Origin of the sequence: Nonomuraea sp. NPDC051191, assembly GCF_044455665.1 — a bacterium.
Classification (GTDB): Bacteria; Actinomycetota; Actinomycetes; order Streptosporangiales; family Streptosporangiaceae; genus Nonomuraea.
Map to the genome: position 1 here is coordinate 16,348 of NZ_JBITEZ010000034.1, position 25,912 is coordinate 42,259.

Annotated in this window: 22 protein-coding genes; 7 read left to right on the top strand and 15 right to left on the bottom strand. The window is 69.1% G+C overall.

What is annotated here, in order from left to right; translation table 11 throughout:
- Positions 1–38: 38 nt before the first annotated feature.
- The 11 genes from ACIA8R_RS51845 to ACIA8R_RS51895 all read right to left on the bottom strand — a co-directional run bounded on the left by ACIA8R_RS51845 (position 39) and on the right by ACIA8R_RS51895 (position 10,741).
- Entirely contained in the window at positions 39–1,058 is a 1,020-nt protein-coding gene (locus tag ACIA8R_RS51845; protein ID WP_397045514.1) for a ferritin-like protein, read from the bottom strand.
- A 133-nt stretch (positions 1,059–1,191) separates the two neighbouring features.
- Complete coding sequence (locus ACIA8R_RS51850) at positions 1,192–1,602, bottom strand: cupin domain-containing protein (RefSeq protein WP_397045516.1); 411 nt, start codon at positions 1,600–1,602, stop codon at positions 1,192–1,194.
- Between the two features lie 9 nt (positions 1,603–1,611).
- Entirely contained in the window at positions 1,612–2,364 is a 753-nt protein-coding gene (locus ACIA8R_RS51855; RefSeq protein ID WP_397045518.1) for an SDR family oxidoreductase, read from the bottom strand.
- 289 nt (positions 2,365–2,653) lie between these two features.
- Positions 2,654–3,337, bottom strand: a complete 684-nt coding sequence (locus tag ACIA8R_RS51860; protein WP_397045520.1) for a hypothetical protein — start codon at positions 3,335–3,337, stop codon at positions 2,654–2,656.
- A gap of 46 nt (positions 3,338–3,383) precedes the next feature.
- Positions 3,384–4,298 carry an RNA polymerase sigma-70 factor gene (locus ACIA8R_RS51865; RefSeq protein WP_397045522.1) on the bottom strand — a complete coding sequence of 305 codons (915 nt, stop codon included), beginning with the start codon at positions 4,296–4,298 and terminating at the stop codon, positions 3,384–3,386.
- A 42-nt stretch (positions 4,299–4,340) separates the two neighbouring features.
- On the bottom strand, positions 4,341–5,057 hold the full coding sequence (locus ACIA8R_RS51870; RefSeq protein WP_397045524.1) for an alpha/beta fold hydrolase: 717 nt from the start codon (positions 5,055–5,057) through the stop codon (positions 4,341–4,343).
- 20 nt (positions 5,058–5,077) lie between these two features.
- Entirely contained in the window at positions 5,078–6,733 is a 1,656-nt protein-coding gene (locus tag ACIA8R_RS51875) for a ferritin-like domain-containing protein (RefSeq protein ID WP_397045526.1), read from the bottom strand.
- Entirely contained in the window at positions 6,717–6,947 is a 231-nt protein-coding gene (locus tag ACIA8R_RS51880; RefSeq protein WP_397045527.1) for a hypothetical protein, read from the bottom strand. The genes ACIA8R_RS51875 and ACIA8R_RS51880 overlap by 17 nt, the downstream gene beginning before the upstream one ends.
- 115 nt (positions 6,948–7,062) lie before the next feature.
- Positions 7,063–8,793 (bottom strand): L-aspartate oxidase, encoded by a 1,731-nt coding sequence (locus ACIA8R_RS51885; protein ID WP_397045529.1) that lies wholly within the window; start codon positions 8,791–8,793, stop codon positions 7,063–7,065.
- A gap of 9 nt (positions 8,794–8,802) precedes the next feature.
- Positions 8,803–9,987 carry a low temperature requirement protein A gene (locus ACIA8R_RS51890; RefSeq protein ID WP_397045531.1) on the bottom strand — a complete coding sequence of 395 codons (1,185 nt, stop codon included), beginning with the start codon at positions 9,985–9,987 and terminating at the stop codon, positions 8,803–8,805.
- A gap of 94 nt (positions 9,988–10,081) precedes the next feature.
- Positions 10,082–10,741 (bottom strand): sigma-70 family RNA polymerase sigma factor, encoded by a 660-nt coding sequence (locus ACIA8R_RS51895; RefSeq protein WP_397045549.1) that lies wholly within the window; start codon positions 10,739–10,741, stop codon positions 10,082–10,084.
- Between the two features lie 325 nt (positions 10,742–11,066).
- On the opposite strand from ACIA8R_RS51895, the gene ACIA8R_RS51900 reads away from it, so the two are divergent.
- The 3 genes from ACIA8R_RS51900 (at position 11,067) to ACIA8R_RS51910 (ending at position 19,004) form a co-directional block, all read left to right on the top strand.
- Positions 11,067–13,838, top strand: a complete 2,772-nt coding sequence (locus tag ACIA8R_RS51900; protein WP_397045533.1) for an ATP-binding protein — start codon at positions 11,067–11,069, stop codon at positions 13,836–13,838.
- Between the two features lie 160 nt (positions 13,839–13,998).
- Positions 13,999–15,096, top strand: a complete 1,098-nt coding sequence (locus ACIA8R_RS51905; RefSeq protein WP_364099061.1) for a hypothetical protein — start codon at positions 13,999–14,001, stop codon at positions 15,094–15,096.
- 86 nt (positions 15,097–15,182) lie between these two features.
- Entirely contained in the window at positions 15,183–19,004 is a 3,822-nt protein-coding gene (locus ACIA8R_RS51910; RefSeq protein ID WP_397045535.1) for an endonuclease/exonuclease/phosphatase family protein, read from the top strand.
- Positions 19,005–19,175: 171 nt separating this feature from the next.
- On the opposite strand, the gene ACIA8R_RS51915 is transcribed toward ACIA8R_RS51910, so the two are convergent.
- Entirely contained in the window at positions 19,176–19,649 is a 474-nt protein-coding gene (locus tag ACIA8R_RS51915) for a MarR family transcriptional regulator (protein WP_364099070.1), read from the bottom strand.
- Between the two features lie 94 nt (positions 19,650–19,743).
- Between ACIA8R_RS51915 and ACIA8R_RS51920 the strand changes: the two genes are divergently transcribed.
- Complete coding sequence (locus ACIA8R_RS51920; RefSeq protein WP_397045537.1) at positions 19,744–20,712, top strand: NmrA/HSCARG family protein; 969 nt, start codon at positions 19,744–19,746, stop codon at positions 20,710–20,712.
- 523 nt (positions 20,713–21,235) lie between these two features.
- Here ACIA8R_RS51920 and ACIA8R_RS51925 read toward each other — a convergent pair.
- Positions 21,236–21,499 (bottom strand): hypothetical protein, encoded by a 264-nt coding sequence (locus ACIA8R_RS51925; RefSeq protein WP_397045539.1) that lies wholly within the window; start codon positions 21,497–21,499, stop codon positions 21,236–21,238.
- Between the two features lie 14 nt (positions 21,500–21,513).
- Here ACIA8R_RS51925 and ACIA8R_RS51930 point away from each other — a divergent pair, with 14 nt between their 5' ends.
- A complete protein-coding gene (locus ACIA8R_RS51930; RefSeq protein WP_397045541.1) occupies positions 21,514–22,233 on the top strand; it encodes a DUF4429 domain-containing protein in 720 nt (239 codons plus the stop codon).
- 220 nt (positions 22,234–22,453) lie between these two features.
- On the opposite strand, the gene ACIA8R_RS51935 is transcribed toward ACIA8R_RS51930, so the two are convergent.
- On the bottom strand, positions 22,454–22,822 hold the full coding sequence (locus ACIA8R_RS51935) for an integrase core domain-containing protein (protein WP_397045543.1): 369 nt from the start codon (positions 22,820–22,822) through the stop codon (positions 22,454–22,456).
- A 150-nt stretch (positions 22,823–22,972) separates the two neighbouring features.
- Between ACIA8R_RS51935 and ACIA8R_RS51940 the strand changes: the two genes are divergently transcribed.
- Entirely contained in the window at positions 22,973–23,095 is a 123-nt protein-coding gene (locus tag ACIA8R_RS51940; RefSeq protein WP_364099085.1) for a hypothetical protein, read from the top strand.
- 182 nt (positions 23,096–23,277) lie between these two features.
- Positions 23,278–23,931: an integrase core domain-containing protein gene (locus tag ACIA8R_RS51945; protein ID WP_397045545.1), complete on the top strand. Its 654-nt coding sequence runs from the start codon at positions 23,278–23,280 to the stop codon at positions 23,929–23,931.
- A gap of 100 nt (positions 23,932–24,031) precedes the next feature.
- Here the strand turns inward: ACIA8R_RS51945 and ACIA8R_RS51950 are convergent, their stop codons facing one another.
- Positions 24,032–25,588 carry a glycoside hydrolase family 88 protein gene (locus ACIA8R_RS51950; protein WP_397045547.1) on the bottom strand — a complete coding sequence of 519 codons (1,557 nt, stop codon included), beginning with the start codon at positions 25,586–25,588 and terminating at the stop codon, positions 24,032–24,034.
- Positions 25,589–25,912: the final 324 nt, after the last annotated feature.

A 25,912-nucleotide genomic window follows, 5' to 3' on the forward strand; every position in this document is an offset into this window, starting at 1 on the left:
TCTCCGCCGCCCACGCGGCAGCGGAGAGGTTTCCTGGATCAGCCGCGTGCTTCGGGCGGCACGTAGGCGAAGGTGGGACCGGCGCCGCCGGGCAGCGCCATCAGGGCCTGCGCCTGGGCCCTGAGCGTGAACATGGTGCGGGTGGCGTCCGTGAGCCGCTTCGGGTCGCCGTTGAATGCCTGCTCCAGCAGGTTCAGCAGGGTGCTGTAGGTGGTGTCGAACAGATCCTGCGCCGCCCGTACGGCACTGCCCGGCTCGGCGGGCCGCGGGTTGGGTGTCATCGGCAGCACGCCGTCCGGGTCGACGCCGACCTTCTCCCCGGTCGGGCCGGTTTTCGGGGTGTCGCCCCGCTGGTAACGGCGGCCGAGCTTGAGCTCCTGAAAGCGGTAGTAGTGGGCGACCTCTTTCCGCTCGGGGTGGAGGACGTCCTGGTCACCGTCCCAGACCTCACCGCGGGCGGTACCCTCCCCCTGCTCGACGATCTCCTTCAGCGCGCCGAGCGCGGACTCCAGATCCTCGACGGCGAACAGCGATCCGGCAGTGTGGCGGAAGTGGGCGCCGCTCACCTGCCTGGCCGGGTCGCCGCAGAACACCTCCTTCTCGCCGCGCGTTTCGCACAGATGGCGCAAACCCTGCTCGATCGCGGCGTAGAACTGCCCGATCGTCTCGTAGCCGTCGTCCTCCGGCGGTGCGCCGGGCGGCGCGGGCCGTTCCAGGCGCAGGAACATCTCCAGCGCCTGCGCGCCGAACGGCACCAGCGACACCTCCAGATCACCATGAGGCAGCTTGCGCGGATGCGGCGGCAACATCCCCGGCATGTCCAGACGCGGCCTGCCGCCGACGGCGTTCAGCAGGTTCGCCGCCAGCGCCAAGTGCAGCATCTCCTCCACGAAGACGCCGCTCACCACCTCCACAGCCGCCGGGTTACGCTCCGGATCAAGCGAGTACAGCGCCGTCAAGTACGGCGGCAGCGTCGCGTGCTCCAGCTCGATCGCCCACTGCAGGTGCTCACGCAGGCTGCCGAGCGTGCCGATCCGAACCGGTCGTTCATGGTTCATTCGTGTCAAACCTCGGGTTGTTGGCATGGCGGATCGGACCGCCGGCCGGTGGGCCGGCGGCCTGGTTCGATCCTGGGATCAGGCAGCGACGACGGCAGCCGGTGCCGTCACGCTGCGGATACTTCGCCGGGGTTCAGGACAGGCGTGGCGCGCGGCGGTCCTTGCGCTGGGCCAGCTCGGCCTCTTCCACCAGCGTGAACATCGGCTTGCCCGGCTCGCACAGCATGGTGACCGTGAACCGTACCGGGACATCGTCGCGATTGTTGCCGTCCTGGTAGTGGATGACGTCGCCACCCGGCTCCCAGAACGCCTCGCCGGCGCGGATCACCCGCTCCGGCTCTCCTTCCAGCTCCATCAGCATCTCGCCCTCGAGGACGACGCCGAAGGCGGGACCGGGGTGGCGATGCGGCGGCGCGCCAGGGTCTCCGGGCGGGTACTCGATGACCACGGTCATCGCGTGCGCGCCCTCGGGGATGAACGGAGGCTGCGCCTCCTGCAGCACGGTCAACGCCGTCTGCCACGCGGTCGATCGCGGCTTGTCCATCGCCCCGCCCTACTTCGCGTCGGACTGGTCGAGCCAGTCCTTGTAGGTGATGGTGCCGAGCTGCGCGCCGTCAGCGGGCACCAGCGACCGCTCGCCGAGCACGCTGCCGAAGTAGCGCGCCTGCGGGTCGACGACGACCTCGCGGGTGTCGCCCCAGGCGGCCAACGCCTTGCGGAAGAACTCGTCCATCTTGTACTGGGTCGGTCCGGCGATCTCGATCCGGCCGTTCAGCGGCGTCCCCACCGCGGTCCTGCCGACCGCCTGGGCCACGTCGTCGCCCGCGATCGGCTGGAACAGCACCGGCGCGATGTGCACCTTGCCGTCGATCGTGCCCTCGTCGGCGATGCCGCGGGCGAACTCGAAGAACTGGGTGGAGTGCACCAGCGAGAACGGGATCCCCGACTTCTCGATCAGCTGCTCCTGGGCGATCTTCGCCGCGAAGTAGCCGTTCTCCGGCATCCGCTCGGTCCCCACGATCGACACCGCCACGTGATGGCCCACCCCCGCGGCCGCCTCGGCCGCCAGCAGGTTGCCGGTGGAGGTCTGGAAGAACTTCATGACGGCCTCGCGCTCGAACGAGGGCGAGTTCGACACGTCGATCACGACCTGTGCGCCCTTCAGCACCTCGGCCAGACCTTCCCCGGTCAACGTGTCGACGCCGGTGTTCGGCGACGCGGCCACGGCCTCGTGGCCGTGCTCGCCCAGCTTCTTCACCAGCTTCGACCCGATGAGCCCGGTCCCGCCGATCACCACGATTTTCATTGCTGGCACCCTTCTGGCTCTCTGGACGCTGTGGTGCGCCCCTGTCGTCAGCTAAGACAAGGCAGCCCCCCTCGGTTGTGACAGGCGGCCTCGTGTTCGAGGAGGAGCCTGGGGATCCCGAGCTTGGTGCAGGCGTGCCGGAGGTGCGTGGTGACCTGCGTGGCCGCTGGCCCGCCCGGGGGAGGAGCTGCCGGCGGTCACGGCGACGCGCGTGGAGTAGAGCGGCCTGAATTCCACCCCGTCGTCGTCGTGTCAGTGGAGAGGATCTGGTCGTGCACCGGTATGCCCTTCAGTGCCAACGCCGGAGTTTGTCGGGGTTCAGGGTGATCCACACCGCCGTGACCTCGGCTCCGGTCACGCTCACGCTGACCACCGCCACGACCTTGCCCGTCCGCCGCAGCACGAGCCCCGTCCTGCCGTTCACCGATCCGATGGCCGGCTCGGTTCCTGGCTGGTCGATCAGCAACGCCGTGACGACCCGCGCGACCGCGTCCGCACCGTAAGTCGGCCGTACGGCGACGCGCACCTTGCCGCCGCCATCGCTGACGACGGTCGCGTCGGCGGCCAGGACTTCCCGCAGCGCCTCGGTGTCACCCGCCTGGCAGGCCGCGGCGAACCGGCGGGCCACCCGCTCGTGCCTGGCGAGCATCTCCGGGCCGTACCCGGCCTGGTGCGAGGCCGGGTACGGCACGGGCTGGGCCCGCGTCACCCGGCCGCCGGGCACGTGGTCGGGGTCGGGGTCGGGGTCGGCGACGAGCTCCAGGCAGATGCTTCCCGCTGTCCGCGTCAGCCAGGCGCGCGGCACCGCGATGGCGGCGCGCTCCTCCTCGTCGAGGGCGTACCAGCGGCGATAGGTCTCCTGGACGACGTGGTCGGCCGTGGTGTCCGAGCCGAACATGCACAGAGCGATCTCGAGCAGGTGCTGCCGTTCGTCGAGCATCTCCGCCAGCGACTCGGCGCCCGCCTCGGTCATGATCTGCCGCCTCCTTCATCGTTGGCAGATAAGACCGGACAGCCCGTTACGTTGTGACACAGCGGCTGCGAGACCGCTCGAAGGCCTCGATCTTGGCCGGGTTGAGAATCCACAGCAGGTGGTGGATCCCCTCCTGGGAGGCCTCGATGGCGAGCAGGGCGACGCCGCTGCCGTCCCGGGTGACGAGCACGCCTGGCAGCCCGTTCATCTCGACCCACGTGACGGCGGTGCCCGGCCAGAACCGCGGCGAGAACGCGGCCACGAACCTGGCCACCCGCTCGTTGCCCAGCACGGGGAACTTGGCCGATCCCCTGATGCCGTCGCCGTCGGAGGAGCTGACGACGTCGGCGGCGAAGAGCTTCTCCAGGGCGCCGACATTTCCCGTCTGGGCGGCGTCGAGGAACGTCTCCAGGAGGCGCCGGTGCTGGAGCCTGTCGACGGGCTCGTGGCGGACGGCGGTCACGCGCCTGCGGGCACGGCTCACGATCTGCCTGACATTGACCGGGGTGAGCCGCAGGATCTCCGCTATCTGCGGATAGGGGTAGTCGAAGGCCTCGCGCAGGACGTAAGCGGCGCGCTCGGTGGGATTGAGCCTCTCCAGCAGGAGCAGAAAGGCCAGCTCCAGCGCTTCGCCGCGTTCGGCGCCGACAGTGGGGTCAAGACTGGTGTCCACGGGTTCCGGCAGCCAGGGGCCGATGTAGGACTCCCGCCGCACGCGCGCCGACTTCGCCAGGTTGATGGCCAGCCGGGTGGTGACCAGCGCCAGGAAGGCCGGCGGGTTCTCGATGGTCTCGCGGTCGGTGTCCTGCCAGCGCAGCCACACCTCCTGGACGATGTCCTCGGCCTCGGCCGCGCTGCCCAGCATCCGGTAGGCGATGCCGAACAGCCGCGGGCGCAGCTCGATGAAGGCGGACGCCGCCCGATCGAGAGCGTCCGCCTGTTCCAGGGATTCCGTGTTCATGTGCCCCACATCGATTCACCCGTCGGCCTGAACAGGGGTTCGTCAGCCTCGCACGCGGTCCGCCGCGTCGAGGATAGTCGCTGTCACGGCGTCGGGCTGGGAGGCCGCGAGCGCGTGGGAGGCGCCGGCGACCTCGCGGGTGCCACGCGAGTCCGCGCGCTCGGCCATGAAGCGCAGTGCGGCGGCCGGGATGTTGAGGTCCTTGTCGCCGTGGACGAACCAGGACGGGACGGTGCGCCAGGGCGCCTCGTCGACGGCGAGCCCGTCGGACAAGGCGCGCTCGGTCACCGGCCGCTGGGTCGCGGCCATCAGCGCGGCCTCCTCGGTGTCGAGGTCGGCACAGAACTGGCTGTCGAACTTGGCGGGGTCGATACGGAACTCGTTGCCGCCGGAAGCCACCGGGTAGGCCTGCAGCGCCTGGCCGAGCGTGCTGCCCTCGAACCTGCTCGACAGCAGCAGCGCGCTCTCACCGGGCTCGGGGGCGAAGGCGGCGACGTAGACCAGGGCACGCACGGCCGGGTTGCCCGCCGCCGCCTGGCTGATCACCATGCCGCCGTAGGAATGGCCGACAAGGACGACAGGGCCGCCGATGCCGTCGATCACGTCCCGCAGGTAGGTGGCGTCGCCCTCCACGCCGCGCAGCGGGTTGGCCACGGCGACCGTGGTGAGCTGGTTGCCGCGCAGGCGCTGGATGACGCGGTTCCAGCCGGCCGACTCGGCGAAGGCGCCGTGGACGAGGAGAACGACTGGTTGGTTCATGGGATTGCCTCTCTGGTTGTTCACTCGTGAAAGCCGATCTCGCGATGGGTGCCGTCGCAGAGCGGTTTGTTGCCGGAGTGACCGCAACGGCACAGCGTCATCCGGTTCCTGGTCTCCAGCGGTAGGCCGTCCGATCGGGTGACGGGGATTCCACCGGTCACCCACAGCGCGCCGGCGAGGCCGTCCTCCTCCTCCAGCACCGAGACGGCGCGCGGGAGGTCGGCCTCGATCGTCTCGCCGCCGCGTTCGAGGGCATAGCTGTAGGAGCCGGAGGGGCAGTGATCGATGCGACCCATGACGTCGGAGCGCACGTCGCTGTCGGCGGTGTCGTCGAGCATCCTGGCGATGGGCCTGGTCCGGCCGATGCAGAAGGCGGCGTGCACGCACAGCTCGCCCACCCGCTGCGCGGAGATGCCGACGCCGTCGTGCACGTGCTGCAACTCCTGGTAGGGCCGCATCGGCGCGGCCTCCGTGCCGTCGAAACCGATCACGGCGTGAGTCCCGTCGCAGAACGGCTTGGCGCCCGAACGGCCGCAGCGGCACAGCGCATAGGTTTCCTCGGTCTCCAGCGGCTCGCCGGTCCTCCAGGTGAGCGCGTTCTTCTGCTCGGCGGAGACGATCTTCCGCTTGCGCCGCAGGGGGACGCGACCGTACACGACGTACGGCCCGTCCCGGAGCACGACGATCCGCTGATGGTCGCCCGCGCTCCAGCGGCGCAGCTCAGGCGGGACGTACTCGAAGGTGAGGCCGCCCCGCCGCATCAGCCCCTGCGCCTGGGCCTTGAGCGCGTACATCTCCCCGGTGGCGACGGCGAGCATCCTGGGGCTGCCGTTGAAGGCCAGCTCCAGCAGATGGAGGATGGCGCAGTAGGTGTGGTCGAACTCCTCCTGCGCGGCGCGGTCCGCAGGATCGGGCGTCATGGGGAACACCCCGGTGAGATCCAGCGACAGCTCTTCACCGGTGGGACCGGACTCAGGGGTGTCCCCGCGCCGGTAGCGGCGGCCGAGCTTCAGCTCCATGAAACGGTAGTAATGGGCGACCTCGTCCTGGTCACCGTCCCAGACCTCGCCGCGGGCGGTACCCTCTCCCTGCTCGACGATCTCCTTCAGCGCGTCCAGCGCGGAGGCCAGGTCGGTGACGGCGACGAGCCTGCCGCCGGTGTGACGGAAGTGGCCGCCGCTCACCTGCCTGGCCGGGTCGCCGCAGAACACCTCCTTCTCGCCGAGCGTTTCGCACAGGTAGCGCAACCCCTGCTCGATCGCGGCGTAGAACTGCCCGATCGTCTCGTAGCCGTCGTCCTCCGGCGGTGCGCCGGGCGGCGCGGGCTGTTCCAGGCGCAGGAACATCTCCAGCGCCTCCGCGCCGAACGGCACCAGCGACACCTCCAGATCACCATGAGGCAGCTTGCGCGGATGCGGCGGCAACATCCCCGGCATGTCCAGACGCGGCCTGCCGCCGACGGCGTTGAGCAGGTTCGCCGCCAGCGCCAAGTGCAGCATCTCCTCCACGAAGACGCCGCTCACCACCTCCACAGCCGCCGGGTTACGCTCCGGGTCAAGCGAGTACAGCGCCGTCAAGTACGGCGGCAGCGTCGCGTGCTCCAGCTGGATCGCCCACTGCAGGTGCTCACGCAGGCTGCCGAGCGTGCCGATCCGCGGCTCAGGCAACGTCGTCACCCGGCCGCGAGCCGCCTTCCAGCACCTCGACCGCGTCGCGCAGGCCCCGCAGAGCGATCTTCTCGCGATCGACGTCCGTCGGGTCGTACAGCCACTCGGTGACCGGCTGCCCCACCTCCTCCTCCGAGTGGCTGGCCTCGGCGATGATCAGCTCCTCCTCGATCTCGACGTGGAGCTCGTACAGGAACTCGTTCTCACCGTTCGGGGTGCTCATGTCTCCTCCAAGGGATCTATACGGCGATCTGGCGGGCATCGACTCGATCAGGATTGGCCGGACCCCGAACCGCCAGCTAAGACAGGGCAGCCTCGGCATTTGTGACAAGATCCGGCTATTCGACGAGCTTTCCCACGGTTGAGACCTCGCGCATGAGCGCCGCGATCTCGGCGGGAATCGGCGGGATGCTCTCCCGCTCCACCGATCCGGGGCCGGACCACACGAGGTTGACCTGCAGTGCGGGGTCGAGTTCCGGGTAGTCGGAGCGGTTGTGGCAGCCGCGGGTCTCGCGGCGCTCGATCGCGGTTTCGATGGTCGCGCGCGCGGCGAGCGCCGCGGACTTCAGGTCGAAGGCGTGGGCCAGGTCCTGGAAGCCGGCGATGTCCGGGTGCACGCCCATCCCGCTGATGCGCGCCTCGACCCCTGCCAGTTCGGCGAGGCCTTTTCGCAGGCCGCCCTCGTCGCGTACCACTCCGGCGTGCTCCGTCATGATGTCGCGGAGCGCTCGCTGCAGCGACCGCACGTTCTCCGGGCCGTCGGCGGACAGGAGCTCGTCCACTTCCTGCCGCGCCGCGGCGAGCGCCTCGGCGGAACGGCGCTGCGCGCCGAGACCCGCGGAATACTCCGCCGCCGCCCGGCCGACGATGCGGCCGAAGACGAGCAGCTCGATGAGGGAGTTGCCGCCCAGGCGGTTGGCGCCGTGCAGGCCGCTGGCCGCCTCCCCGATCGCGTACAGGCCGTCGACGTCCGTGCCGTGGTCCTCGGGACGTACCCAGACCCCGCCCATCGAGTAGTGCGCGGTCGGCGCGACCTCGATCGGCTCCTTGGTGATGTCGAGCATCTGCAGCTCCAGGAGCGTCTGGTAGACGCGCGGCAGCCGCGTCATGATCGTCTCGCGCGGCAGATGCGACACGTCCAGCCACACACCGCCGTCCGGGGTGCCGCGACCTTCCTTGATCTCTGTGTACGCGGCCAGCGCGACCCGATCGCGCGTGGACAACTCCATCCGCTCCGGGTCATACCGGGACATGAACCGCTCGCCGAGCCGGTTGCGCAGGACCCCGCCCTCGCCCCGCGCCGCCTCGGAGACGAGCGTGCCCGCCGCGTTCTCCGGCGCGATGAGACCAGAGGGGTGGAACTGCACCAGCTCGGGGTCGCGGATGCGGCAGCCGGCCAGGACGGCCAGGCGGAAGGAGTCGCCGGTGTTCTCATCGCGCCGGGAGGAGGTGCGCCGCCAGATCCTGGTGTGGCCGCCCGCGGCCAGGATCACCGCATCGGCATGGATGACGTAGCGGCTGCCGTCGGTCAGGTCGAACCCGTACGCGCCGAAGACCGCGTTGCCGCGCACGAGAATCCGCGTGATGTACACCGTGTCGAGGACGCGGACGTCGAGCTGGGCCGCCCGGTTGATCAGCGTGCGCTGGATCTCCAGTCCGGTGTAGTCCCCCGCGTACGAGGTGCGCCGGAAGGTGTGGGCGCCGAAGAAGCGCTGGGAGATCCGCCCGTCCTGCTCGCGTGCGAACGGCATGCCGTACCGCACGAGGTCCTCGATGCCACGCGCCGCCCCCTCGGTGACGATGCGCACCGTCTCGGGGTTGGCCAGCAGGTAACTCTCCTTGAGAGTGTCGGCCGCGTGCTGCTGCCAGGTGTCCTCGGGGTCCATCGTGGCGAGGGCCGCGTTGATGCCGCCTGCCGCGAGCGAGGTGTGTGCGTCCGCCTTCGGCCGTTTGCCGACCGCGAGGACATCCACCCCGCGCTCGGCGAGTTCGACGGCCGCCCGCAGCCCGGCCCCTCCCGTCCCGATGACCAGGACGGACGTGGCGATTCTGTTCTCTGACGCGTACATGATGCTCCTTCAGCTACGTGCCGCCCAGATGGCGACGGCGACCAGCGCGACGCAGGCCGCCGCGATCAGCGAGACCACGGCGGCCACCCCGATCCACGGCGCCGCGAGCGGCGACAACACGACGGCGCCGACGCACCCTGCCACGGCAGTGCGGGGAACGACGGAGTCCGCGTCGACCAGCGCATGCACCGCCCGGAGCAGGATGAGATACACCCCGACCGGGACGGCGACCGCGTAGCCGATCGCCATCGGCGATGCCGCCAGCTGGCGCCCGCTCTGCTCCACCGCCACCTCCAGCCCGGCGCCGAGGGCCGCCAGCGCGGCGAAGATGCCGAAGTGGCCGTACCCCCACCAGTACGACCGATGACGCCGCTCGCTGAGCCCCTCCCCTGCCTCGACCAGGAAGTACAGCCACCACAGGGCGAACAGCAGGACGAGACCGGATCCGGCGATGACGACGAGGGGAGCCGCTTCGAGCGCCCCTTCGACCCCTCTGCTCGCGGCCAGGACACTCTCGCCCAGCAGAATGATCGTGAACAGGCCGTAGCGCTCGGCGATGTGCTGCGGGTGCCAGGTGGTCGCCCTGACCCGCTCCGCCCACCACGGCACCGCCAGCTCCAGGGCGACCAGGCAGGCGAAGAACGGCAGCTGGAGTGACGCCGGCAGGAGGCCGGCGTCCAGGAGAGCGAGCCGGAGCAACCAGCCCAGCTCGGCCAGACCTATGCCCGCGGCGTAGCGGAGCCCCGTACGGCGGCTCGCCGGGTCTTCGAACGCGGCCCTCAGCCATTGGGCGACGAGCCCGATCCTCATGATGAGGTAGCCCAGGGTGATGATCCCGTAGTCGGAGTGGCCGGCCGCGGCGGGCACGCCGACGGCGAGGACCAGCACCCCCGCCATCTGCACCATGGTCAGCAGCCGGTAGGGAACGTCGTCGGTGTCGTAGGACGAGGCGAACCAGGTGAAGTTCATCCACGCCCACCAGATGGCGAAGAACACCTGGAGGAACGGGACCAGCCCGGTCAGGCCATGACCTTCGGCGATGACGTGCGCGAACTGCGCCGTGACGGCCGCGACCGCGACCACGAAGGTGAGATCGAAGAGGAGCTCGAGCTGGCTCGACGCGCGATGCGGCTCGTCGACGGGCCGTGAGCTCATCCTGACCCGGATCCGGATGGTGGTCATGGTCGAGGGCACGCTCACGCTCCTGTCGCTTTTTCGGCGTCCGATTCACCCCGAAAGACCGGACGGCGTCGTGATCTGTGACAGATAGCCGCGACAGCGATCGAACTCAGCGGACGATGTCGGCGGCGAGCACTTCTTCCAGCTCGGCGAGGTCGCCGGACTGGGCGGCGGCGACGAACGTCCGTACGAGGCGCCGGTGCGCGGTGGTGCTCACCTGGTGGCGTCGCTCGGTGGCGAGGTGGTTGCGGGCGCGTCGCAGGAGTTGCCGCGCATGGTCTTCGCCGAGGTGGAGGAGCTCGGAGATCTGGCGGTAGGGGTAGTCGAAGGCCGTGCGCAGGAGATAGACGGCTCGTTCGGCGGGTGTCAGCCTCTCCAGCAGCAGCCGGATCGCGGTGTCGACCGCCTCTCGTCGTTCGGCCGCCGTCTCGGGCCCGGCGGCGAGGTCACCCGTCTCGGGGAGCCAGGAGCCGGCGGAGGTCTCTCGGCGCCTGCGGGCGGACCGGGCGACATTGATGGCGAGCCTCGTGGTGGTCAGCGCGAGGAACGCCGGCGGGCTGACGACGACCGACCGATCGGCACGGGCCCAACGCAGCCATGTCTCCTGCACCACGTCCTCGGCTTCGCCCACGTCCTGCAGGACGCGCAGACCGATCGTGAGAAGCCGGGGCGCGGCGCTGACGAACGCCGGATCGTCTCCGTCCCCATGTGTGATCGACCGGTCATGGGTCTGCTCTGCGTGGTCTTCGCACGACTCCAAGAGGCTCATGGTCACGATGGCGGCTCCGTTCGACAGCTGGCATCCGGTGATGCCACTGCGATCACGGTCGCTGCCCGTGCTGCTCCATCGCGCCCTGGGAACACCGTGGTCGGTACCCTGGCCCGCACCGTGGCGGGCGTCTGGGCAGCGGAGGCGCTTCGGACAGTGGGATGCTCCGCGACCACCCGGCTCACCCTGCGGCCGGTGTCACCAGCAGATTGCTGGGCTTAATGGCAGAACGGTAGGTTACGTCTCCATCTAGGATGTAGCGCCGGTTTCTCCCCATGTTCAGCGGTCATGGGGCAACGAACAGATGATCGTCGGGGGCAGTGCCATGGCAAGCAGAGGTCCCGGGGCGCAACTTCGCGGGCGGCAACCAGAGTGCGAGACGCTGGATCAGCTCGTGGCGACGGTGCAGGACGGCCACAGCTCGGTCCTGGTTCTGCGCGGCGAGGCCGGCATCGGCAAGACGGCGCTGCTGGAGTACGCGCGGGACAGCGCGTCCGGCTGCCGGATCAGCAGAGCGACCGGCGTGGAATCCGAGATGGAGCTGGCCTTCGGCGGGCTGCATCAGCTGTGCTCGCCGTTCCTGGAGCATCTGGGTCGCCTGCCGGGCCCGCAACGCGACGCGCTCGGGACGGCGTTCGGCCTGAGCGCGGGAACTCCTCCGGACCGCTTCCTGGTCGGGCTCGCGGTGCTCAGCCTGCTCGCCGACGTGGCCGAGAAAGGGCCGCTGGTCTGCCTCGTCGATGACGCGCAGTGGCTCGACCAGGTCTCCGCGCAGACCCTCGCCTTCGTCGCGCGGCGCCTGCTCGCGGAGCCGATCGGGCTGGTGTTCGCGGTGCGCGAGCACCACCTCGGACCGGAGCTGAAAGGGCTGCCCCAGCTCGACGTGGGACGGTTGAGCGACAGCGACGCCCGCGCCCTGCTGGACTCCGTGACTCCTGGACGACTCGACGAGCAGGTCCGGGACCGGATCGTCGTCGAGACGCAGGGAAACCCGCTGGCCCTGCTCGAACTGCCCCGGGGGCTGGCGCCGGCGGAGCTGGCGGGTGGATTCGGGCGGCCCGACGCGCGACCGCTGGCCAGTCAGATCGAGCAGGGCTTCCTGCGGCGGGTCCGGGCGTTGCCGGCCGAGACACAGCGGCTGCTGCTCATCGCGGCGGCCGAGCCGGTCGGGGATGTGACCCTGCTGACTCGCGCGGCGGAGTTGCTGGGCATCGACGTGTCCGCCGCGTCGCCGGCCGAGGCGGCGGGGCTGATCGCCATCGGTACGCGGGTGCGTTTCCGCCATCCCCTCATGCGCTCGGCGGCCTACCGCGTCGCGTCCCCGCAGGACCGGCAGGACGTCCACCGCGCGCTGGCCGACGCGACCGATCCCCGAGCGGACCCCGATCGCCGGGCGTGGCACCTCGCCAACGCGACGGCCGGCCCCGACGAGACGGTGGCCGCCGAGTTGGAGCGCTCGGCGGATCGGGCGCAGGCGCGCGGCGGAGTCGCCGCGGCGGCGGCGTTCCACGAGCGGGCAGCCGAGCTGACCCCCGATCCCGCGCGCCGCGGCGCCAGGGCCTTGGCGGCGGCCCGGGCCAAGTACCAGGCCGGCGGGTACGACGCCGCGCTCGAACTGCTGGACGCAGCCGAACTCAGCACTCTGGACGAACGCGAACTCGCCCAGGCGGACCTGCTGCGCGGTCAGATCGCGTTCGCCTCCAGGAGCGCCGGTTCCGCCTTCCCGCTGCTGCTCAGAGCCGGTGAGCGCCTGGCGCCGCTGGACGCCGGGCTGGCCCGCGAGACCTACCGCGACACGTTGAACGCGGCCATGAACGCGGGCCGGCTGCCGAGCGGCGCCCAGGTGGTGGACATCGCCGAGGCGCTGCTCGCCGCACCGCCGGGGCCGCCGCCGGAGCGCAACGACCTGCTCCTGAACGGCGTGGGCGTGGCGCTCACCGACGGTTCCGCCGCGGGCGTGCCGATGGTGCTGCGGGCCCTGGAGTCCTTCCGCGCCGAAGGGGTCTCCAGGGAACAGGGCCTTGGCTGGCTGCCGTTCGCGTCCCGGATGGCCCATAACGTCTGGGACTTCGACAGTTGGTCGGTGCTCTCCGCGAGACTGGTCGATCTGGCACGCGAGGCGGGCGCACTGTCGGTGCTGCCCTCAGCCCTCCACATGCTCGTGTCGAACAGGGTCCTCGCCGGTGAGTTCGCCCTGGCCGACGCGCTGGTCGCCGAGGCGGTGACGATCGGCGAGGTGACGGGCAGCCGCTACCTGGCCCAGTACGCGGCCCTGATACTCGAGCCGTGGAGAGGACGGGAGGCCGCGACACGTCAGGTGAGCGCAGCGATCATGCGGGACCCGGCCATTCAGGGGGAAGGCAAGGTGGTGACCGCCACCCAATGGGCGAGCGCGGTGCTCTGCAACGGCCTCGGCCGGTACGAGGAGGCGTACGTCGCCGCCGAGCGAGCCTTCGAGCACCCGCAGGAGCTCGGCGGGACGGCCATCAGGTCCACGGTCGAACTCGTCGAGGCCGCCGTCCGGAGCGGGAGGCCCGCTCGGGCGGCCGAGGTCGCCTGGCGCCTCGACGAGATGGCCCGAGCCAGCGGCACCGACTGGGCCCTCGGGACCTCGGCGTGCGTACGGGCCCAGGTGAGCGACGGAGCGGACGCCGACGTTCTCTACCGCGAGGCGATCGAGCGGCTCGGCCGCACCGAGGTCCGGACGACGCTCGCCCGCACCCGGCTGCTCTACGGCGAGTGGCTGCGCCGGGAGAACCGCCGCCTCGACGCACGCGAGCAGTTGGGCATCGCATACGAGCTGCTCGGCGACATGGGGGCCGAGGCGTTCGCGGAACGCGCCCGGCGCGAGCTCCAGGCCACCGGTGAGACGGTACGCAAGCGCACCGTCGAGGCACGCGCGACTCTCACCGCCCAGGAGGCGCAGATAGCGCGCCTGGCCGGCGACGGGCTGACGAACCCCGAGATCGGCGCTCAGCTCTTCATCAGCCCGCACACCGTCGAATGGCACCTGCGCAAGGTCTTCGCGAAGCTCGGCATCTCGTCACGCAAGCAGATCCGCACCACGCTGCTCGAAGGCGCGGCGCTCACGGCCTGAGGATCCGCGGCCCGCCTTCGTCCGGGAGCGGGATGGTGATGTGACGAGCGTCATGTCACGAGCGGCCGCCCGCACTTTGTCTCTGTAACGACGGTCCATGAGTCACCGCCGGGCCAACGGCGCGATGGTCGTCGATTCGAGAGACGATGCGGGAGAAGAGATGTTCGTCAAGAAGAGGTTGCTCATCGCGGCCGTGTCGCTGATCGCCTCCGCCGGTGGAATGACGGCGCCGGCCTCGGCCGACGACGGCGGCGCCTCGATCAGCTCCTGGGGCTTCCCCGGTGAGGGGTCCGACTGGCAGCCGGTGACCTACGCCGGCGGTCAGATCACCAGCAGGTCCACTCCGGGAGAGGCGCGCGACGACCGCGGCAACATCCTGCACGCCTGGCGCGGCGCGGACAACGACTCCATCTGGATCTCGTTGAACAACGGGCCCGCGTACTCGCTGCCCAACGCGCAGACATGGACGCCTCCGCGGGTGATATGGACCGATGACGGGGGCCGCGGCAACTTCCGGATCTTCCACACCGGCACCGAGGGCCACGTCTACCAGCACCGCGTCCAGCTCAGCCCGAGCTACCAGCTACCCGCCACCCTGCCCAGCTGGACCAGGATCCCCAACGACACGCGCACCACCGACACCGAGCCCGTGGCGGCTGCCGCGCTCCCCGGCAACTCCTTCATGCTCGCCTGGAACAGCCAGTCCACCGACGACATCTGGACGATGTACTACAACGGCGACACCGGCACCTACAGCTCGCCCAGCGTCGTGCCGGGCGCGCGGAGCAAGGACGCGCCGGGACTGGCCGCCCAGGTGGGCACCAGCGCCGACCCCGCTCCCTGGAACCAGGTCGTGCTCGCCTTCACGGGCACCGACAACTACGTGTACATGTCGCGGCAGCGGTACGGGACCGGCAACTGGACGAATCCGTTCCGGGTCTATGCGACAGGCACCCCGGGCTACACGAGGAACGGCCCGTCCGTCGCGCTCTCCCGAAGCGGCTACGGCGTCATCACCATCACCGAGGACCGTGACAACACCATCGGCAGTTACATGATCTCGCGCGACGGCGGGTGGAGCGGCTACTACGAGGAGAACAGCTTCGCGCTCTCACCCGGCAGAACCCCGCTGGCCGTGGTGGCCGGTACCGATCTCTACTACGTCATCAACGGTTCGGCCGGCGGTAAGAGCGGCGTGCTGTGGAAGAAGGTCTACGACTTCGCGGCGATGCCCACGCCGTCGGCCCCGCAGTGGTGAAGCCGGCGAACGCTCAGCCGGACGACGTCATCGTCACCGACGCCGGATCCCGGCGTCCGCGTCCTTCTCGGAGAGATCACGTGAGAATGGTCCGACCAGCGGCGGCCATGGTGTGCGTCCTGCTGCTCTCGTTGTCGTCGCCGGGCATCACCTCGGCGGCGTGGGGGGCGTCCGCCTCCCCGACGTCCGTGACCGCACCTGCCACGGCGGAGGACCCGCCGTGGGCCGGGCCTGGAGCGTTCGGCCCTGACCTGAGTCACACCAACCGCACAGCCCCGCCGGCCGGTCTGCCGGACTGGTCACGCGCCGGGTACCGAGGCGGCCAGGAACTGCCTGAGGGCGATACGGATCTGACCGACGACGCCTCCTGCCGTATCTCGCCGGGAGAGCTCGCCTCCTCCTACGGGGTGACGGCGGACGACGGGACCGACGACACCGCCGGACTGCAGAAGGCGATCGACCACATCAAGAGCGACTGCTCGCCGAACGCCAACTTCAACCGGCTCTCGCTCATCGAGCTACCGGCAGGCCGGATCGACATCACCCGGCAGATCTACGTAGATGCCAGCTTTCTGATCGTACGGGGCAAGGGCTCCGGCGACGGCGGCACCCGGCTGGTGTTCAGGCCCGGCCTCCAGACCCGCTACGACCAGGTGATCAACGGCCGGTGGGACCAGGAGAGCATGATTGCCGGCACCGCCCCCGACATCGGCAACGGTGGCTGGATCTGGCCCGGGCGTGGCATGTTCCGGGTGCAGACCCGGGAGGTGGCGACCCGGTACAAGGACGACTGGGAGCTGGCCTCCAGCCTGCCCATGCGCAAGGACCTCTACGAGGGCAGCGTCAACCAGCACTGGGCCTCCGGCTTCAGGGTGGCCGCCGCGGCCGATGACCCGGGCTTCTCGGCACGATCGGGAGGCACGGTCGTGCGGCTGGACGCGAAGGCCGACATGACCAAGTTCAGGCGCGGCGGCTATGTCTGGGTAGGCGCGGCCAACAGCAGGAAGTTCTACGCGCAGCAGGGCATCACCGATCAGAGCATGATCGAGGCGCTCCACATGCGGCAGGAGATGTTCCGGCTCAGCCGCATGGACGCCACGGCCAAGACGATCACGCTGGACCGGCCGCTGAGGTGGGACCTCCCGGTGAATTCCGAATCGGACGGCTCCGAACCGCTGAACGGCGGCGGCCCGTACGCCAGCAAGGTCACGCCGCTGAAGGTGGTCGAGGGCGTCGGGTTCGAGGACTTCTCCTTCACCCAGGACATGAACGGCCTGCCGAAGATCGGCGGCCAGGAGACGTACTCGCTCACTCCCGAGCAGGCCGTGCACAACTACGGCAACCTGGCGCCCGAGTACGCCATGCACGGCATCGTGTTCAAGTGGGCGGCGAACAGCTGGGCGCGCGGGCTCAAGGCCACGATGACCGGCTCACACCCGATCGTCACCGAGGTGGCGCGCAACCTGCAGATCGAGCGCAACAGCTTCGAGGGCGCCTGGAACAAGGGCAAGGGCGGCAACGGCTACCTGCGTGGCAGCCGCGTGTGGGACTCGTTGTGGGCGCACAACCTCAGCCGCGACCTGCGCCACTTCACCTTCCAGTGGTCGGCGGGCGGCAACGTCGCCTTCCGCAACGACCTCGACTCCGACCTGAACCTGCACGGCGGCTGGGAGCACGACAACCTGTTCGAGCAGAACACGGTGCGAGTCCCCTACGAGCACCGCTCGGCCAGTTGCTCCGCCAACTGCGGTGGCGAGGGCGGCGAGATCGACGCGGGCACCTGGTATCCGATCTGGTGGGCGGCCGGGCCCAAGGCGGGCAAGTGGGCCGGCTCCTCCGGACCGCAGAACGTCTTCTATGACAACACGCTGAGCAAGCAGACCACCGCCGGCGGGCCGTTCGAGCCGTACCGGCCGTACGGCGCCCAGGCCGGCACCGCCTTCCAGTTCGGATCGGACGGCTCCGACCCACGCGCGTTCCTGCCCCTGAGCCAGAACGGGCAGGCGATCACGGACTGGACCGGACGGGAGACCCTGAACTATCAGGGCAACGGAGTGGCCGCCCTCGACGTGGGACACCGGCACTCGCTGTTCCTCCGCGACACCGGCGGCGAACTCCCCCCACGCGACCCGAAGCTCGTCGAGATCAAGGCGGCCACCTGGAACATGGCCGGCGCGTCCTCGCAACAACAGGGCGACAGGTACGCGACCGCGCTGCCCGCTTTGCACACCCGGGAGAGTCCTCCCAGGGAGAACGACATCCTGGCCCTGCAGGAGACCGGCTATCCCGCCGACCGGCACTATTGGGGCAAACACCCGATCGCGCAGACCGACTACGTCAAAAGGATGCGCGACGGCAGCACGAACGCGCCTCCCGTCGAGGAGATCTGGCTCAGCCGAACCAGTGGAGGCCGCGGCGGAGGTTACCTCTACTGGCTGAACACGAACGTCGACACCGGTTCCGGCAACCCGGAGAAGATCAATCTGGCCGTCTGGACGCGGAGAAGTGTCCAGGGGGACGAGATATTCGTCGTCCCCGGAGCGACCCGGAACGGCGTTCACGAGGGCAAGTCCCGTCCCGCGCTCGGCGTCAACTATTGCGGGGTCGTCTACTTCACCTGGCACGGGGCCGCAGCAGGCGGCACGGACAACGTCACGATGCTGAGGAACATCAGGAGTCATATGCAGACCGCCGGCCCGAACGGGCAACCGCTGCCCTGGGTGGTTCTCGGCGACTTCAATATGGAGGCTTATGGGCAGACAGGATTGTTGACCGCCCTCGGCGACGACTCCCGTCAGTTCGACGTACTGCCCTCGAGCGGGCCCACCCGGCCCGTCACGGGACGCACCATCGACTACGCCGTCACCCGGAACGGCGTCACCCCGGCGCTCTACAGGGGGTACGGGTTCGGGACGCCGATGACCGACTTCGAAATGTCGGACCACCTTCCCGTCGAATACGACTTCTCCTATCTCACCGAGGACCAGCGGTGCACGACGTCCCGACCGGCGCGGCAGGCGAAGGCCGTTCCGCGAACGACGCAGAATCTCAGAAGCGCCTCCAGCACCCGCTCCCCCTACCCTTCGGGTGCGGGGACGCAGCCCGGCAGCAGTCGCCTCAAGACCAAGACGTTCGCCCGGTCCGAGCAGAGCGCGCACAATTTCCGGTTCCTGGCCGCCGGTGACGACCCGGGACACTATCGCGTCCTGCACAGCCTCACGCGTACCTATCTGGGCCAGGAATCCGGACTCGGCGACGCGCCGGTGATTCTCCAGGGCTCCGACGAGGGCGACTCCCAGCTGTGGCGATTGCTCGACATGGGAGACGGCACCTGGATATTGCTGAACAAGGCCACCGGCCAGGCGTTGACCGCCCTGGATCGCGCTGACGGCGAAGAACTGGTGGGTCGTGACCTCGCCGACGAATTCGATCCCGACCAACGCTGGTTCCTCCAGGACGCCGAGAACGAGGCGCTGGACGTCGATGAGATCGTCACCGGCGCGGGATCGGCCATGACCGTACAGGACTCCGATCCGGAACCGGGCACGCCGGTGGCGCTCGAACCCGACAGCGACGATTCCGAAGAAGAATTCATGCCCATATACGCCGACAAGACCGAGGATTATTACTGCTATTACCTGGTCCACAAGGGACTGTATGTCAATTCGACGGCCACCAACCCCGCGGTCGGCGACGGCAACCTGCTCACGCTGAACGAATTCCGTCCCAATGACGGCGGCTACATGTTCTGCACCCCGCCGGCCGACAGGCACGCCTCGCAACTGACGGCGGTGGGCCAGTACGACGCGCAGGGCCGCTTCCTCAACCTCGGCGCTGTCGGCCCGGGTCTGCTGGCGCTCAGCGCGTCCTACGGGCTCACCTGGAACTGGAAAGCCATCGCAAGCTGACCGCCGGCGGCGTTCCACCGGCGGCATCGCGCCTGCCGATCACCACACCAGATCACGACCCATGACGACCCCCTTCGCCGGGCCGCGGAAACGGCCCCGCAATGCCGTACGCGCGCCCCGGCGAAGGCCCGGCATCTTCGTTTCTCGCCATGCCCCGGCGCGGGAGCGTGATCACAACGAGCAGTCCCGCTCCCGGTGCTCGTCGAGCGCGCGGAGCACGTCGGCGCATGCCTGCGCGAAACCGGCCAGCCGCTCGGGGCCCAGCACGTCGATGAACAGGGCGTGCACCAGCTCGGTGTGCTCGGGGACGGCCTTGTCGATCGCCGCGTAGCCCTTGTCGGTGAGCCGCACGTCGGGATAGCGACGGTCGTCGGTGTCCACCCGCTCGACCAGCCCGCGCTGCGCCATCCGGGTGAGCTGGTGGGACAGGCGGCTCTTCTCCCACTGGGTCGCGGCGGCCACCTCGGCGACGGGCATCTCCCGCCGCTCCGACTCCGTGAGCCGGACCAGGACCTCGAAGTCGGCCGCGGACAGGTCGCACTCGCGCTGCAGGTGCTGCTGCAGGTGTGAGCCGAGGTGCTTGGCCATTTCGATGTACGTGCGCCACATCCGGTCGGCCTCGCCGAGGTCCTGCTCCCATCCCATGACACTCACTCTACCGGTTGCTTGACGTATCAACCTGGCGCTGTATGGTGGCCTGGTTGATACATCAACCTGAGCACATGAGGGGGCCGTTTCTGTGAGCGAGCAGCAGATCATCGCCGTGGTGGGCGCGACCGGAGCGCAAGGAGGAGGGCTGGTCCGCGCGATCCTCGACGACCGCAGTGAGCGGTTCGCCGCGCGGGCCCTGACCCGGGACCCGGGTTCGGCGCGGGCCAAGGAGCTGGCCGCTCTGGGGGCCGAGGTCGTGGGGGCCGATCTCGACGACGCGGGCAGCCTGCGCAGGGCGTTCGACGGCGCCCACGGTGCCTTCGTGGTGACCAACTTCTGGGAGTCGCGCACGCCCGAGGAGGAGCGAGCACGGCCCGCGACCATCAAGGAGCGGGAGCAGGCCGGCAACGCCGCGCGGGCGGGCCGGGAGGCCGGCGTCCGGCATTTCGTCTGGTCCACGTTGTCCGACACCCGCGGCTACTTCCGTCCGGACGACGGGACGCCGAGCTTCGAGGGCACGTACAAGGTGCCGCACGCCGACGGCAAGGCCGAGGCCGACCGGTTCTTCCTGGAGTCGGGCGTGCCCACCACCTTCCTGCAGGCCAACGTCTACTACGAGGCCTTCCGGGACATGTTCGCGCCCCGGCGTGACGAGACGGGCGCGCTGGTGCTGCCGCTCGGGTTCGGCGAGGCGGGGGTGGCCGCGCAGGCCGCGGAGGACGTCGGCAGGACCGCGCTGGGGATCTTCCGCCAGGGGAACGGGATGGCCGGCAGGCGGGTGAGCGTCGCCGGGGCCGTGCTCACCGGCGCGCAGTACGCCGCCGCGCTGAGCCTGGCGCTCGGGGAGCCCGTCACGTACCAGGCGGTCAGCCCCGACATGATCCGGGCCGCGGGGTTCCCGGGCGCGGGCGAGGTCGGCAACATGCTCCAGTACCTGATCGCGGCCGCCCCCGACATCGCCGAGCTCATCGACTTCGACCTGCTGCGTGAACTCAATCCGCGACTGCAGACGTTCGACGCGTGGCTGGCCACTCACCGGGACACCATCCCGCACTGACCGGCGCCCGCCCCTCCCCGCCCGCGGCCGCCCCGGCATTCGGGGCCACCACAAGATCGAGAGCCACCCTGTCCGCGCATGCGACCCAGCGAGCCACGGCGATGCGGATCAGGGCTGTGAAGCCGCCGGGCGAGGCGTCGGCCATAGCCTACGGACAGAGCCTTGGATCGAGAGTAGTCGAACGATTACCATAAGTGAGGAAATTCACTGTCTCCGAAGGGGGCTCACATGCAGGCATTCCGCCGAACCCTCACCCTTTCCATGGCGGCGGTTTCAGCGAGCACGCTTCTCACGGCCGCCTCACCCGCCGGCGCCACGGCGACCAGTTCCGGGTTCTGACGGCACGCTACGGGGCGCACGAGCACGCACCGAGCACGCCCGCGGCCATCCTGCCGACCACGACAGGCCATCGTCTCTCACATCAGGTCGGAAATTTGGCAGACAGCCTCGGCTGCAGCCTTCACGGACCACTCATATGCGGCTTGAACTGCATGGATGGAGTTCTCGGCAGCCGCAGAACCGATCATCTCGGCGACCGACATGGGAGGGGGTGGCCGTGCGTCACCATGCTGCGGTCACGGTCGACCGCCATGGAGACCCTCACCGGCGAATGCCATTGCTCGAAGCGCCGCGACCTGGACAGGTCGACCGCTTCCTGCTCCTCCAGAGTGCGCCGGCAGAAGTCGCCGTAGTCGTCGTCGCCGAACGTGGTGGCCGGCGACGTGCGCAGGGCCGGCCGGCTCGTCGCGGTGGTCGCCCGTCTGCGTAGCCACCAGTGTTCGGGCACCTATCCTTGTTTGCATGGGTGACGTACTGAAGGGGCGAGGTTGCGCGTGGGAGTTCGAGGACGGTGGGCTGCGCATCACGCCTGAGCCGGGTAAGGCGTCGAAACTGAGCATGGAGCTCGGAGAGCGGTTCGTGCCGTACGACGCGCTGGCCGATGTCATGCTGGAGCCTGGTGCACGCGGCAGGGTGGTGTTGCGGGTGGTTCCCCGGGAGGGAGCCGATCCGGTCATGTCCGCGGCAACGGGGCAGCTCCAGGAGTCGCTCGATCCGTACCGGCTGGTGCTGCCCGCCGCCACGAAGACGCTGGCCGACCAGTATGCCAACGAGGTGCGCGCGGCCCTGTCCCAGCGCGGTCCGGCTGAGCGGTTCCTGATCGCCGGTCCTTCGGTGCCGCGTCGTTTCAAGGCATGGGACGGTGAGGCCGCCTTCGACGGGCAGGCTGTCACCTTCACCTGGTTCGCGTCCGGAGCTTCCCCGGCCAAGTACACGGCAGGTGACCGGCGTTACCCGATCACCGAGATCGAGGGCGTCGAGTGGAATGCACTGGAGGACGCTCGCGGGTCATTGCGGCTGCGCATCCGTGGGCACCAGGCCCTCTCCAACCCCAACAACGATCCCGCCTCCGTGGTGTTCGGCATTGGCTGGGGAGCCACGCATCACTCGCTGCCCTTCGCCGCCGCCGTGCTGGCCGCCGTACAAGCTCCCATGATCGAACAGGTCACGACGGAAGGCTGAACTGCTGTCCCGTATGTGACTTTGTGCGCGTTGGCGCCTTGGAACTCACGGCACCCGACGGCACGCTTTCGTCCGGGAAGAACCGCACCATCAGCACGGCATCCGCTCGGAAGTACGGTTTCGTACTGTGAGCTGGAGTTTTGCTGCATGATCAGGGCAGCGACTGCGACCATCGCGAGGTGTGCCGCTCGAATATTAAGTTTCGTGGGCTGAGCTGTGATTAAGCGGCGTGGTGGTATTCGCTCATCACGCCTGCGACGACGAGCCTTCGGCGGATGGATCGCAGGCCATTGAGTTCGGTTACGTCGCGGGCGGACTGCGTTGCGGTGTCTGGCGGCCGTTGGCGCCGGGACTGGTGCGGCCGGTGCCCCTTGTAGTGGTTCAGGTACTCGCGGAGCACGAGGGCCAGATGGCGTTCGCTGAGGATCAGCGTCCGGCCCAGGAGTTCGCGGCGCAGGGTGCCGATGGCCCGCTCGCAAATTGCGTTCATCCTCGGCGTCTGCGGCAGTGTGGTGATGGTCCGCAGCCCATTGGCTGTGAAAACCTCCCGAAGGGCGACGGTGAAGAGCGGGGCCCGGTCATGGATCAAGAATCGTGGCCTGGCGATGCGCTCCCCAGATCCATGACCAAGTTGCGGGCCTGCTGCACCGTCCACGCCCCAGTCGGATGCGCGGTCACCCCTGTCCGGTGCCAGAACTGACTGCAGCGGGTCTGACCTGGTCTTCTAGGCTTGCCTCTCGTGCTGTTTCGCCTTCTGTATCTGCTGGTGGTCAGGGTGTTCGGCTGGCTGGTGCTGCTCGCACGGGGCAGTGCCTCCAAAGAGGGCTGTTACCCGCTCGTCTTCGACCGCATCGCAGCGTAACGCCCGGCACGCTGCTGGCCTGGCATCGCAGGCTGGTCACGAAGAAGTGGACCTACCCCGCCAAACAGGGCCGGCCCCCGATCGCTGAAGAGATCCGCGATCTGATCGTCCGATTGGCTCAGGAGAATCCACGCTGGTGACATCGGCGCATCCAGGGTGAGCTCCTCGCTCTTGGCTACAGGGTGGGAGAGGGGACGGTCCGCCGGATCCTGGCGGCGGCGGGATTGGGGCCCGCGCCGCGCCGGACTTCACCGACCTGGCGCCAGTTCCTCATCTCTCAAGCCTCCGGCATCCTGGCATGCGACTTTCTCCACGTCGATACGGTGTTCCTCAAGCGCCTGCACGTGTTGTTCGTCATGGAGATCGAAACACGGCGCGTGCACATCCTCGGTGCCACGGCAAATCCAACCGGCGCCTGGACGGCGCAGCAGGCACGCAATCTGCTGATGGGACTGGGCGAGCGAGCCGACAGGTTCCGGTTCCTGATCCGGGACAGGGACGGCAAGTTCGGCAGAGCATTCGACGAGGTGCTCATCGGCGCGGACGTGCGCGTCCTGAAGATTCCGCCGCGCTCGCCACGGGCGAACGCGTTCGCCGAGCGAGTCGTCGGCACACTTCGACGCGAATGCCTCGACCACCTGATCATCTATGGTGAACGGCACCTGCGTACAGTTCTGGCCGCCTATGAACGCCATTTCAACCAGCATCGCCCGCATCAGAGCCGTTCGCTCCGCCCGCCGACGCACGACCCCAGCGAAGTGATCGACATGACCACCCGAATCCACCATCGAGGGACTGTCACCGGACTGATCAGCGAGTACCACAGAGTAGCCTGACCGCCTTGCAAATGCCCAGCTCAGCAACAGCATCGGCGTTTGACACCGCACAGGCGCTCGAAAGCTACTCAGAGCCGATCCGTTGCGGATCGACGCGTCCTCAGCGGCGCACCTGTTCGTTCATGATGAGGAACGCGCCCAGCCCGTGGAAGTCGTTGACCGGCCTGGCCCGGCCGAAGTAATAGCTCAGGGAGTCGCTCGCGTTGGTCCCCTCGCTGATGTCCGCGATGTTGGTCCGGCCGTCGCCGCCCACCGACAGCGTGGCCAGCACACCCTGGTATCCGCGGTCGGCGTTGACCTGGTAGGAGGCGTCCACGTACCCGCGTTCGACCGACTTGGAGATCGTGTACGTGTACATCGCCGAGCAGGACGTCTCGGTCCAGTTGGCGGCGTTCGACGGCTCGGTGACCACCTGCCACCAGCGACCGGTCGCCGGATCCTGCCAGCGAGCGTAGGCCGGGACCAGGTCGCGCAGGATGCCGACGAGCGCCGCCCGGCGCGGATGGGTGGCCGGGACGAGGTCCAGCACGTCGACGACGGCCATGCCGAACCAGCCCATCGCCCGGCACCAGGAGACGCCGTTCGTGTTGCCGATCGACGGTTTGACCCACGGCGCGGTCAGGCCGCCGGGCTCGTCGTAGGCGTGGTACAGCAGTCCGGCCGCCGTCCCGTCCGTTCGACGCAGGTGACTCCAGTACACCTCGAGCTGCCTGGCCGGTTCCGCGCCGGTGAAGGAGTCGGCCTCGACCCAGGATCCGTATCTGGCCAGGAACGGGTCGACCATGTACACGCCGTCGCCCCAGAGCTGTCCCTGACGTGAGTCGGAGGTCGAGTGCCACCAGCCGCCGTCGGAGGTGCGCGGGTAGGTGTTCAACCTGGTTCTGATCTTGGCGGCGGCGGTCCGGTAACGGGCCTGGCCGGTCTCCCGGTACAGGGCCAGCAGGACGTTGCCCGCCTGCATGCTGTCCAGATTGTTGAAGCTCTGGGAGATGCCGCCGGAGGTGTCCACGAACCGGTCGGCCCAGTCCTTGATGTAGCTCAGGTAGCGAGGTTCGCCGGTGCGCCGCCACACCAGGTATTGGGCCCAAAGGTACAGGCCGCGGGTGTAGCTCCAGCCGCCCAGCGTGCCCGGCGTGTACCTGGCCATGGTCGAGTCGACCACGGCGCGGGACCAGTCAATGGTCGGGGCGTCGTCGTCCACTGTCAGCGAGTCGAGGTTCGGCCCGCCCGCTGCGGTGGCGGCGGCGGCCCGTACAGTGTTCGTGCCGGCGTCGAGCGAGGCCCGGACGGTCGCGGTCCGCCAAGTCGTCCAGGCGCCGGTGCCGGGAAACGACTGGGACACGGCGACGCCGTTGACCGTGATGGTCATCGACCGGTCGGTGGTCGTGCCGTTGGCGAAGCGGAAGACCAGGGCATGCGCCCCACTCCCCACGGCATTGACCTGGAACTCCACGGACGAGCCCACGGCGTTGTCGTAGTTGACGAACCCGGTCCCGGTGTACCCGGCATGGTCGGAGTCGACCGTCCCTTGTGAGATCGTCGCGTCCTCCGCCTCGTACAGGGTGGCGGTGAGGGCCACGGCCGCGGGGACGGGCGGGATGAGCAGTAATCCCGTCGCGACGAGAGCGACCGCACGATGTCGGTTTCTGAGCGGCATGATCTTGTCCTCCTGTCGAACGGCGGCGAGCACAGGTCCGATCTCATGCCTGCTTCACCCATACATCTCCGGCAAATATCTGTCCACATCCGTTTGCACATCGGATGTATCGCGGCAACCCCCACCGCGAGAGTTAGGAAAGTTTCCTAAACTTGGATCGTTCCAAGATTGTTTATCTGTTGACGGGTGTGACTCCTTGTGGGAACACGATGAGGAGCCGCTAACCCCTCAGGAGCCACCCGATGAACCTGTGGAAGTCCCGGTTGTGCGTCCTCGCGCTGGTCGCGGGCATGCTGGCCGTACCCGCCGGCCCAGCCGACGCCG